General features: G+C 66.1%; 12 protein-coding genes, 1 other RNA gene and 1 riboswitch. Of the genes, 6 read left to right on the top strand and 7 right to left on the bottom strand.

The window, feature by feature from the left end; translation table 11 throughout:
• On the bottom strand, positions 1-1,123 hold a 1,123-nt coding region (locus VOI29_RS18040; protein ID WP_323781770.1), incomplete at its 3' end, for a DNA polymerase III subunit gamma/tau.
• Positions 1,124-1,317: 194 nt separating this feature from the next.
• Between VOI29_RS18040 and VOI29_RS18045 the strand changes: the two genes are divergently transcribed.
• Positions 1,318-1,860: a protein-tyrosine phosphatase family protein gene (locus VOI29_RS18045; protein ID WP_323781772.1), complete on the top strand. Its 543-nt coding sequence runs from the start codon at positions 1,318-1,320 to the stop codon at positions 1,858-1,860.
• A gap of 54 nt (positions 1,861-1,914) precedes the next feature.
• Here the strand turns inward: VOI29_RS18045 and VOI29_RS18050 are convergent, their stop codons facing one another.
• On the bottom strand, positions 1,915-2,319 hold the full coding sequence (locus tag VOI29_RS18050) for a hypothetical protein (protein ID WP_323781775.1): 405 nt from the start codon (positions 2,317-2,319) through the stop codon (positions 1,915-1,917).
• 109 nt (positions 2,320-2,428) lie between these two features.
• Positions 2,429-2,651, bottom strand: a riboswitch (cobalamin riboswitch).
• 18 nt (positions 2,652-2,669) lie between these two features.
• Positions 2,670-3,260: a TetR/AcrR family transcriptional regulator gene (locus VOI29_RS18055; protein WP_323781779.1), complete on the bottom strand. Its 591-nt coding sequence runs from the start codon at positions 3,258-3,260 to the stop codon at positions 2,670-2,672.
• A gap of 70 nt (positions 3,261-3,330) precedes the next feature.
• Between VOI29_RS18055 and VOI29_RS18060 the strand changes: the two genes are divergently transcribed.
• Complete coding sequence (locus tag VOI29_RS18060; protein ID WP_323781781.1) at positions 3,331-4,209, top strand: serine aminopeptidase domain-containing protein; 879 nt, start codon at positions 3,331-3,333, stop codon at positions 4,207-4,209.
• A gap of 50 nt (positions 4,210-4,259) precedes the next feature.
• Here the strand turns inward: VOI29_RS18060 and VOI29_RS18065 are convergent, their stop codons facing one another.
• On the bottom strand, positions 4,260-4,727 hold the full coding sequence (locus tag VOI29_RS18065) for an SRPBCC family protein (protein WP_323781784.1): 468 nt from the start codon (positions 4,725-4,727) through the stop codon (positions 4,260-4,262).
• A gap of 57 nt (positions 4,728-4,784) precedes the next feature.
• Positions 4,785-5,768, bottom strand: coding sequence for an NAD(+) diphosphatase (gene nudC, locus VOI29_RS18070; RefSeq protein ID WP_323781787.1), 984 nt, complete (start codon positions 5,766-5,768; stop codon positions 4,785-4,787).
• A gap of 335 nt (positions 5,769-6,103) precedes the next feature.
• On the opposite strand from nudC, the gene VOI29_RS18075 reads away from it, so the two are divergent.
• Positions 6,104-7,963 (top strand): 5'-nucleotidase C-terminal domain-containing protein, encoded by a 1,860-nt coding sequence (locus tag VOI29_RS18075; protein ID WP_323781790.1) that lies wholly within the window; start codon positions 6,104-6,106, stop codon positions 7,961-7,963.
• 63 nt (positions 7,964-8,026) lie between these two features.
• Positions 8,027-8,125, top strand: an RNA gene (ffs, locus tag VOI29_RS18080) — signal recognition particle sRNA small type.
• A 91-nt stretch (positions 8,126-8,216) separates the two neighbouring features.
• On the opposite strand, the gene VOI29_RS18085 is transcribed toward ffs, so the two are convergent.
• Positions 8,217-9,050: a prephenate dehydratase gene (locus VOI29_RS18085; RefSeq protein WP_323781793.1), complete on the bottom strand. Its 834-nt coding sequence runs from the start codon at positions 9,048-9,050 to the stop codon at positions 8,217-8,219.
• A gap of 118 nt (positions 9,051-9,168) precedes the next feature.
• Here VOI29_RS18085 and VOI29_RS18090 point away from each other — a divergent pair, with 118 nt between their 5' ends.
• Positions 9,169-9,675 carry a cytochrome c family protein gene (locus VOI29_RS18090; RefSeq protein WP_323781796.1) on the top strand — a complete coding sequence of 169 codons (507 nt, stop codon included), beginning with the start codon at positions 9,169-9,171 and terminating at the stop codon, positions 9,673-9,675.
• Positions 9,676-9,761: 86 nt separating this feature from the next.
• Here the strand turns inward: VOI29_RS18090 and VOI29_RS18095 are convergent, their stop codons facing one another.
• The gene (locus tag VOI29_RS18095; RefSeq protein WP_323781799.1) at positions 9,762-9,998 is read right to left on the bottom strand and encodes a DUF333 domain-containing protein; all 237 of its coding nucleotides are present in this window, start codon (positions 9,996-9,998) and stop codon (positions 9,762-9,764) included.
• A 261-nt stretch (positions 9,999-10,259) separates the two neighbouring features.
• Between VOI29_RS18095 and VOI29_RS18100 the strand changes: the two genes are divergently transcribed.
• Positions 10,260-10,751 (top strand): ABC transporter substrate-binding protein (locus VOI29_RS18100; protein WP_323781802.1); only part of this gene is annotated, 492 nt, incomplete at its 3' end.

Raw genomic sequence — 10,751 nt, forward strand, 5'->3', positions numbered from 1 at the left:
TCACCGCCATTTCAGCCGCCATCCTCGCGTTGGGGGCGGCGGCCACTTCCTCCAGTGCCTTCAGCAGCATCTGCCACATGCGGGTGAGGACGCGCATTGGCAGCCGTTCGGCCATTGCCTGACCGCGGGCGCGCTCGTCGGGGCTGACAGTGGGGTCTTCGGCCGCGTCGGGGGTGATTTTCACAACCGAGACCCAATGGGTGATCTCGGCCAGATCGCGCAGCACCGCCAGCGGGTCGGCGCCCTCGGCGTACTGGCCGCTGAGTTCGGTCAGCGCCGCCGCCGCATCGCCGCGCAGGATCATGTCCATCAGGTCCAGCACCCGGCCGCGGTCGGCAAGGCCCAGCATGGCGCGGACCTGATCGGCGGTGGTCTCGCCGGCGCCATGGGAAATCGCCTGGTCCAGCAGCGAGGTGGCGTCGCGGGCCGAGCCCTCAGCCGCGCGGGTGATCAGCGCAAGTGCATCCTCGGCGATCTGAGCGTTTTCAGCCCCGGCGATCTTGCGCAGCAGGGCAATCATCACCTCCGGCTCGATCCGGCGCAAATCGAACCGCTGGCAGCGCGACAGCACCGTCACCGGCACCTTGCGGATCTCGGTTGTGGCGAAGATGAATTTCACATGTGCGGGCGGTTCCTCCAGCGTCTTCAACAGCGCGTTGAAGGCGCTGGTCGACAGCATGTGGACTTCGTCGATGATGTAGATCTTGTAGCGGGCCGAGGCGGCGCGGTACTGCACCGAGTCGATGATCTCGCGAATATCATTCACACCGGTGCGGCTGGCGGCGTCCATCTCCATCACGTCGACATGGCGGCCTTCCATGATCGCGGTGCAATGTTCGCACTGGCCGCAAGGGTCGGTGGTCGGGCCGCCCTGGCCATCGGTGCCGACACAGTTCATGCCCTTGGCGATAATCCGCGCGGTGGTGGTCTTACCGGTGCCGCGGATGCCGGTCATGATGAAGGCCTGGGCGATGCGGTCGGCGGCAAAGGCGTTTTTCAGCGTCCGCACCATGGCGTCCTGGCCCACCAGATCGGCAAAGGTCTCGGGCCGGTATTTGCGGGCCAGAACCTGGTATTTGGAGTGGCCGGATGCGCCGGGGGTGCCGCTGGGGGTATCGTTCATGATGTCTCGTGCCGGATTCGGGATGCGGGGCGTCCGCGTTCCGCGCAGGGTATTGAAGCGCAGCCCGTTCGTCCACCGCCGATGGGGCTGTCCCGGGACAGCAAAAGGGCTTTGGGATTGCCCGCTAAGCCGCTAGGCTGCGGCGGCAGGGGACTGCGGGGGGAATGCAGGAACGCAACGGCTAAGGAGGCGGTATGCGATCTGGAGACATCCCGGGACCTGCGGCGCAGGACGGCGCGGCGCCGGCAGGCCTGACCATCCACGCGCTGTCAGCAGGCGGCGGTATTCTGGCGTTATGCCCGCTGCCCGGCGGCGGCGGCGATTACCGCAATGACCTGATCCAGATCTATCAGTGGAAACCGGGGCTGGTCATCTCGATGACCACCGAGGCCGAACACGCAGCCGCAGGCGTGCCGCGGCTGGGGATTGATGTTCAAAGCATGGCTTGCCGCTGGCTGCATTTGCCGGTGCCGGATTTTCAAGCGCCGCCGCCGGGCGTGGCCGCGAAATGGCCAGCCGCCAGCGCGTCCGCACGGCAGGCTTTGGCGGGCGGCGGCCGGGTGCTGGTGCATTGCTGGGGCGGCTGCGGGCGGTCCGGTATGGCGGTGCTGCGGCTGATGATCGAATGCGGCGAGGATCCGGCGCAGGCGCTGACCCGGCTGCGGGCGGTGCGGCCCTGCGCGGTGGAGACGGATGAGCAGCTGGATTGGGCCTGCGCGGGGCAGGCGGCAGGCTAGACCGCATAGGCTTCCGCTCGCCCGGGGTCCGGCGCTGCCCTCAAAGCTTAGGTTTCACAGCGCCAGCATCTGTTCCGCCTGCCGCGCCGCGGCGGTTTTCGGCAGCGCCTCCATCAGCGCGCAGGGGCGGGTGTCCAGCTTGGAGGCGGCAAAGCCGGTGCCGTTACGGCTGAGGATGGCATCGGCGAAGCGGTCCAGCCCCTCGCGCGGCGCCTCTTCCCCGACGCCGCAATACAGCCGGATCCGGTCATGGCTGGCGGCAAATTGCGCCGGGCAGCTGCGCGGGCAGCCGTCCAGCGTGGTGGTGCCGGTAATTTCGAAATCCTCCTGGGTCAGCGGCTTGGCCCTGGACATCGCCTCGGCCAGCTTGGCGATCATCCGCTCCGCTGCGGGGCAGGGGCGCCCCAAATACTTGCAATCTGTTGCCGCATAGAAATGCGTCTGGTCGGTCCACATCATATCTGCGCCCTCCGCGCGTGGCACGGGGGGTTTGGGGACAAGAGACCGGATGAAAGACGGCTCACAGCCGCCGCAGCCATCAGACCCTGTCCGGACACCCCGCCCGGGTTCGAGTTACACGTCTGATGGCAGGTCTCCTGACTTGCGGGTCGTCGCTTTCCCGATCCTTCCCGGCCTCTTGTCGGGCCAGTGGCTCTATCGGGGTCGCTCGCCGCTTACAGTTGCGGGGGCAGCCGCGGAATTGGCCTGTTTCTGCGCAGGCCGCACCGTGTTCCCTTTTCATCCCGGACACAAGATTCTGTGGCACGGGAACCATCGCCACAAGCGGTAGCGGTTTCTTCCGCGAGTCGTCAATCGTTTTTCTGCAGCTGCAAATACAGCCCCCGGATCACATCCGACTCCCGCCGCACCCGGGCCAGCTGCCAGCCGCCCTGCAGCAGGATATAGAAGTTTTCCGCCGCCGCGCGGGCCTCAGCCGCGGGCAGGCCGAGGCGGCGGGCGTGGCGGGCGGTCTCGGCTATCCAGCCCTCGAACAGATGCGCGGCATGCTGGTGGAACGCCTCGTTCTCCGGCCCTTCGAACAGGGTGGCAGAGACCGGGCAGCCGCTCCATTTGCCTTGCTGGTCAAACAGCTTGGCCAGTTTGTAACAGACCGTCTTGGCCCCCTCCCTAAAGGTTGGCGCCGGCGTGAATGACGCCTCGATCAGCAGCAGCATCTGCGCTGACGCCCAATCCGCTGCGGCCAGGGCAAGGTCGGATTTGCCATTGGGAAAATGGTGGTAGAGCGAGCCTTTGGGCGCCCCGGCCTCTGCCAGCAGTTCCGCCAGCCCGGTGCCGCTGTAGCCCTTGTTGCGGAACAGGGCTGCCGCGGCGCGGATCAGCCGCTCGCGGGTGGGGGGCGGGCTGTCCGGGTTGGCAGGGGGTGTCGTCACGTCAGTCATGACAACAGCTTGACAGCATTGGACCGATTGGTCCAGAGGTGGAGTGGACCGATTGGTCTAGGAGGTCGCCGTGCTGGACAGAAACGCAGATCATGCCGCGGGCATCCGGGAAGAAGAGCTGCGGTTTCCCGCGGCCGGCGCAGAGCTGGCCGGGCGGCTGTACCATCCGGCGGGGCAGGCGCGGGCCGCAGTGGTGCTGAATGGCGCAACCGGGGTGCCGCAACGCTATTACCGGCATTTCGCGCGCTGGCTGGCAGCCAGGCAGCAAGTGGCCTGCCTGACCTATGACTACCGGGATTTCGGAGACTCGGCGCGGGGCCATCCGCGCCATTCCGGTGCGACAATGGCCCAATGGGCGCTGGAAGATCAGCCAGCTGCCCGGGCCGAACTGCAACGGCACTATGCGGGCGTGCCGTTGTGGGTGATCGGCCATTCGCTCGGGGCGATGCTGATGCCCCTGCAGGATGGCTTGAAGGACGTCGCCCGCATGATCGTGGTTGCGGGCGGCTTGGTGCATCACCACGATCATCCCTGGCCCTACCGCGCGCTGGCGCTGGCTTTCTGGTTCGGCCATGTGCCGCCATTGGTCCGTGCTTTGGGCTATCTGCCCGGGCGCGCGGTGGGGTTCGGGGCCGATTTGCCCGCCGGGGTTTACTGGCAGTGGCGGCGCTGGTGCACCACGCCGGGCAGCTACCTGCCGGAAACCGGCGCGGCCTTGCCGCTGCCCGAATGGGCAAACAGCGGCGTGCCGGTGGATCTGTTTGCAATGGCGGATGATGATGTCGTGCCGCCGGCGGCGGTTTGGCGCCTGGGGGAGGTCTTTGGCAATGTGCCGCAGCGCCGGACGGTGCTGGTGCCGCGGGAGGCTGGCGTGAAGAAGATCGGCCATCTGGGCGCCTTTGCCCGCGACAATGCCGCCCTGTGGCCGCGGCTGCTGCCGCCGCAATAGCGCGCGCTCCGCATAACAGCGGGGGCAAGCAATAGGCTCAGGCGATAGGCTCAGGCGGTGCGGTTCAGCCGTTCCTCGGTGATCCTCGCATAATCGGCCAGCCGCAGCTTGAACCGGCGGGTGAGATTGCTGCGGGCCAGTTTCAGCGATTGCACCAGCAGCCGGCCGGTCAGGGTGGTGGGGGCAAGTTTCAGCTGCGCCGACATCCGGGTCCGCCGCGGCGACAGCGCCAGCAGCTCGACCTCCAGGCGGCCGTCCAGGCCGCTGCCGCTGCCGGTCAGCGCCAGCCCGGCAGCCGGCGCATAAGACGCCAGCGTCAGCCGGATGTCGCGCTGCTTGCCGCGGAACCGGAAGCCGATATCCCAGGCCAGGCCGTTCTCCGGACGGGCGGTATCGCCGGTCCGCTGCACGTCGATGCCGCGCCGCAGGGCCGAGCGTTCCAGCAGGTCAAAATCGGAGATCGCGCCAAAGACTTCGGCAATCGGGGCTTCGATATCTTCTTTGCTCTGAAATTCCATGCTTGCCTGCCTCAGCTGCGCCGCTGTGCTGCCGCGCTGTTTGCCGCAATATGCGCTCTAGTCCAGCGTGTCCGCAAGCCAGTTCTTAAGCAGAAAATGCGCAATTGCTCCTTCCCGCGAGGGTTTCAGCACCGGGTGATCGCCTGCAAAGACCGTCATCATGTCCTGGCGGCTGACCCACAGCGCGTCTTCGATTTCACCGGGGTCGATGGTGATCTTCGTGCTCAGCGCCTCGCCCGCGCAGCCGAACATCAGCGACATCGGAAAGGCCCAGGGCTGGCTGGACAGATAGCTGACCGGCCCGACCTGCACGCCGGTTTCCTCAAAGGTCTCGCGGCGCACCGCTGCCTCCAGCGTCTCGCCCGGTTCGACAAATCCCGCCAGCAGCGAATACATCCCCTCAGGCCAGCCGGGAGAGCGGCCCATCAGCACCGCATCACCATGGGTGATCAGCATGATCACCACCGGGTCAGTGCGCGGGAAATGCGGTGTCTTGCAAGCGGGGCAGATCCGCTGCCAGCCCGCCTGCGCCATGCTGCTGGGGGCGCCGCAGGCTGCGCAGAACCGGTGGCTGCGGTGCCAGGCCAGCAGCGCCTTGGCGGTGGCCGCCAGTTCCGCCTCCAGCGGCGTTAGCCGGGTCATGACCCGGCGCAGTTCGGCAAAGACGTGGGACGCGGCCAGATCGGGGTGCTGCTGCTCGCTGGCATCGGCAAAACCGCTCAGGGCCCCGCTGTCCAGGTCCTGGGGCTGCCAGTCACTGATATCGCAGGCAAAACACGGCGCGCCGCCGGGGGCCAGACCAAGGAAAATCGCCGCGTCCTGGCGGCTGGCGGCCAGCGGGTGCGCCGGAGCGGTCCAGCCCAGCCCGCAGGGCAGGCCGTCCTCGGCGATGCGGAGGGTCAGCGGCTTGCCGCGCCACATCAGCAGCACCTGGGCCTCCGGGCTGTTCCAGGCGGTTTCCAGGGCAGCGCTGTCGGTGCGCAAATGCGCCGCCCGCTCCAGCCCGCCGCGGCCGAAGGTCACTTGTTCTGCGTGTTTCATTGCGTCTCTCCTTTGGCTGGCGGCGGCTGCCCTGCGGTCAAGGGCTGAGATACCGCCATCCATGACAGCGTGCCGCAGGCGTTGCCAGCAATTGCCAGTGATCCGCGCTTGCCTGTCGCTGCGCCGCCACACCTGCCGGGCAGGAATTGCGGCTTTTCCGCCACAGGTCGGGGGCGCCCGCGCTGTTGACGCACCGGCGGCGGGAAAAAATCACAGGCAGCCGAAAGGGTTCCTTGCAAATCGTTAATACGCTGATTCAAATAGCCGCAAAACAAGAACGGCGCCGAATGGTGCGGGCAGGAGCGGCGGCAGGCAGTGGCAACGGAATTTCGCACATGACAAGCGGGGCGCGGGCCTCGCAAACCCGGACGGTCACCGGGCAGCTGCACGTGCTTGCCACGACGGACCTGCACTGCAATCTGCTGAGCCATGATTATTATGCCGACCGTCCCGGCGGGGCCATCAGCCTGTCCCGCGCGGCCACCTTGATCCGCCGCGCCCGCGCAGAGGCCGCCCGCCTGGGCGCGGCCTGCCTTCTGGTCGATAACGGCGATGGCTTTCAGGGGGCGCCGCTGGGGGACATCATGCCGGGCGCCAAGGGCCCGCATCCAATGGCGCGCGCCTTCCGGTTTTTGAAATATGATGCAGTCGGTCTTGGCAATCATGACTTCGATTCCGGCCTGGCGGCGCTGGCACGCGTTCTGAAAGACGTGACATGCCCGGTGCTCTGCGCCAGCCTGACGGCACGGCAGCCGGACCTGCGGCTGCCGTTTGCGCCCTCGGCGGTGCTGGAACGCAAGATCCCGGGGCAGCCCGGGCTGCCGCCGGTCCGGATCGGGCTGTTTTCGGTGCTGCCGCCGCAGACTTTGATCTGGTGCGGCGAGGCCCTGCAGGCACAATTGGCTGCAGGCGGCATCGTGGAAACCGCCGCGGCCCAGGCCGGCCGGCTGAAGGCGCAGGGCTGCGACCTGGTGCTGGCGCTGGCCCATACCGGCCTTGGCAGCAAGACCGGTGCGGGCTGCGGCGAAAATGAACTGGAGCGGCTTGCGGCCTTGCCGGAAATTGACGCCGTTGTGGGCGGCCACACCCATCTGACGCTGCCGGATCCGGCGCATCCCTTTGCCAAACCCGTCGTGATGCCGGGGGCGCATGGCTCGCATCTGGGGGTTCTGCGGCTGGAGCTGGAGCATCGCTGCGGGGTCTGGCGGCCCGGCGGCGGCACCGCCAGCCTGCAGCCGGTGGGCCGCCACCGGCAGACCGGCGCAGCCCAGCCGCTGGTGCCGGAGGACCCTGATTTTGCGGGCGCGCTGGCAGAAGACCACGCACGCACCTTGCAGCGGATGCGCCAGCCGGCGGGCTTCAGCCCGGTGGCGATGCATTCCTATTTCACCTTTTTCGCGCCGGACCGCGGCCTGGCGCTGGTCGGCAGCGCCCAGGCCGCCGCGGTGCGGTCGATGCTTGACAGCGCCGGTGCAGAAAGCCTGCCGTTGCTGTCGGCTGTCGCACCCAGCAAGTTCGGCGGCCGGTCCGGGCCGCATTTTTATACCGACATTGCGGCCGGGGATCTCTGTGTCCGCAATATTGCGGATCTGCAGGTCTTCCACAACGAATTGCGGGTGGTCGCGGTGACCGGCGCACAGCTGCTGGACTGGCTGGAAATGTCGGCAGGGCTGTTCAGCCAGATCGCGCCGGGCAGTTCCGGGCAGATGCTGGCCGACCCGCAGCGGGCAGGGCATAATTTCGATGTGATCTTCGGGCTGAGCTATCAGATCGACCCGGCGCAGCCGCCCCGGTTCTCGGCCTCGGGGGTGAGGATCAACCCCGATGCCCGGCGGATCCGGAAGCTGTGCTGGAACGGCCGGCCGGTGGAACCCGGCCAGCGTTTTGCGGTTGCGGTCAACAGCTACCGGGTCTGCGGCGGCGGCAGTTTCGGAATGCTGCGGAAAGCCGAAGAACTGCCGCTGCCGCCGATCCGGATCCACGAGGCAATCCGCGATTACATCGCCGGGCGGCTGCCCGCTGATCCGCTGGCAGAGGCGCCTTATCCCTGGCAGCTGGCGCCGATGCCGGGCACCAGCGCGGTTGCGGTGACCGGACCGGGGGCCGCCGGATACCTCGAGGAACTGCCTGCCGGGCTGGCGACGCCATGCGGCCACAGCAGCGGCGGCTTTCTGGAACTGGAACTGCGGCTTTAAAACGCCGGAGACCGGACAGCCCGGGCACTTGCCATTCCCGGCGGCGGCGCTTATATCGGGATTCGAGAGGTTGGCGCGGGCAGGCGCCTCGCCAACCTGGTCAGGTCCGGAAGGAAGCAGCCACAACGAGCCCCGCTTGGGTCGATGTCCAGCCTCTCACTTCACTCCCCGCGCAGATTGATCAAGGGTGCCGTTTTCAGGCAATGAAAACGGCCCGGAAAAAAACGGTTTCTCCGGGCCGGAAGCCGGCGCCTCAATAGCGGCCGTTGTCGGCCGGGTAGACGCCGAGGATTTCCACATTGGTGGTGAAATAGCTCAGCTCATCCATTGCCAGCTGCACATTGGGATCTTCCGGGTGGCCTTCGATATCCGCATAAAACTGCGTGGCGGTAAAGGATCCGTCCACCATATAGCTTTCCAGTTTGGTCATGTTGATGCCATTGGTGGCAAATCCGCCCATCGCCTTGTACAGCGCCGCCGGGATGTTGCGGACCTGAAAGACAAAGCTGGTGATCATGCTGTGGGCGCCGCGGCGGCGGTAGTCCGGCTCCGGCGACATGATCACAAAGCGGGTGGTGTTGTCGCCATTGTCCTCGATGTGGCGGGCCAGCACGTCCAGCCCGTAGATCTCGCCCGCCAGCTCGCTGGCCAGCGCCGCCACGTGTTTGTCGCCGGCCTCCGCCACATCCCGCGCCGCCCGCGCGTTGTCGGGGCTGACCCGGCCGGTGATGCCGTGTTCGCGCAGAAATGTCCCGCATTGCGGCAGCAGCACCAGATGCGATTTCGCCTCGCGGATGTCTTCCAGACTGGCGCCCGGAACTCCCAGCACATTGATATGCACCCGCACAAAGGCCTCGTCGATGATGTGCAGCCCGCTGTGCGGCAACAGCCGGTGGATGTCTGCCACCCGGCCATAGGTTGAGTTCTCCACCGGCAGCATCGCCTGATCGGCAGCGCCGCTTTTGACCGCTTCAATGGCGTCCTCGAAGGTGCGGCACGGCAGCACCTCCAGTTCGCGCCGGGCGCTGCGGCAGGCTTCGTGGCTGTAGGAGCCAAGCTCCCCCTGAATGGCGATTTTGCGGCTCATGGGTGTGTTCCCCGTGCAAAACTTCAAGAATTGGGCGTTTCGTCGCGCTGTCTATACCTTGCCACTTTGAAGGGGAAGCCTTAGACACCCCCGCAGACAGCTAAATGGACTCGCGATCATGTTTGACACGATGACCCTCACCAAAGCGACCGCAGGCGTCTGCGGCGCGTTCCTGGTTCTCCTTCTGGGCAAATGGGGCGCAGAAGCACTGTATCACATGGACAGCCACGGTGAGGCGTCCTATGTGATCGAAGTCGCCTCGGCCGATGCCGCAGCCAGCGACGAGCCGGAAGTCAGCTTTGAAGAGCTGATGGCCTCCGCCGATGTTGCCAAAGGTGCCAAAGTCTTCAAGAAGTGCTCCGCTTGCCACAAGCTGGAAGACGGCGCCAACTCGACCGGCCCGTATCTTTATGGCGTTGTCGGCCGCGACATCGCGACCGCACCGGGCTTTGGTTATTCCGGCGCCCTGACCGGCCTGGACGGCAGCTGGACCGCGGAGGCGCTGGACGCCTTCCTGACCAAGCCGTCGGCCTATGCGTCGGGCACCACCATGTCGTTCTCCGGCTTGAAAAAGCAAAAAGACCGGGTGAACCTCATCGCCTATCTGGACAGCCTGGACGGCTGATCCGGAACGCTGTCAAAGCTATCCGATTGAAGAAGCCGCTGCAGATCTGCAGCGGCTTTTTTGATGCGGGCAGACGCCGGTCCGGCTCAGGCCGGGTTGTTCTCCCGGTAATAGGCCAGCGCATCGCGTTCCCGGCCGTCCGGCAGGATGCAGACGCCGATGGTGCCGGCCTTGCCGCTGCGCAGCACGTAGCTGCCGCCGGTCTGCACGCAATAGGCCTCTTCCGGGCTGCTGTAGACCACTTCCTCTTCCTGCTGGGCGCAGGCGCTGAGCGCGGCGGCCCCGGCAACCGCAAGGGCGGCAAATTTCATTGACTTCAGCATCGGAAACTCCCTCGTTACATAACGCAATCGTGATGCGAGGCTGGCAGGCAATTTTATTGCGGGCAAGCGCGGCCTTGCAAATGCACGCCTTTCGGCTGCTTTGCGCCCAGACAGCAGGGGATAACACTTAATCTCAACTTGAATGTTACCGCCCCCGGCCATTAGCTTGGCAGCGGAAATCCGGGCCGAAGTTCCGGGCAAAGGAGGTCATGGCAGATGAACACCGCTCGAGCTGCGGCGCGCGTGCGCGCAAGAGAATGGATGACCCCGCTGCAGGCGGCTGCGGCGCTGGCCCAGGCGCTGTTTCTGGGGCTAATCCTGACGGTGGCCGCAGCGACGCTGGCGCGGGCGGAGGATGCGCTTATCAAGGCGCATGGCTTTGCCGAATTCGGGGCGCTGAAGTACCCGGAAGGCTTTGCCCATTTCGATTACGTCAATCCGCAGGCGCCGAAAGGCGGCGAATTGTCGATTTCTGCCGTCGGCACCTTTGACAGCATGAACCCCTATACCCGCAACGGGCGCGCCGGGGCGTTGTCTTCGGATCAGTTCGAAAGCTTGCTGGTGGCATCCTACGACGAGCCCGGTTCCTACTACGGGCTGATCGCCGAAAGCCTGGAATATCCTGAAAGCCAGGACTGGGTGATTTTCAACCTGCGCCCCGAGGCGCGGTTTTCCGACGGCACCCCGGTCACCGCCGATGATGTGGTGTTCTCCCACAACATCCTGCTGGACCAGGGGCTGAAATCCTATGCC

This window comes from Leisingera sp., from assembly GCF_034669605.1.
Taxonomy (GTDB): Bacteria; Pseudomonadota; Alphaproteobacteria; order Rhodobacterales; family Rhodobacteraceae; genus Leisingera.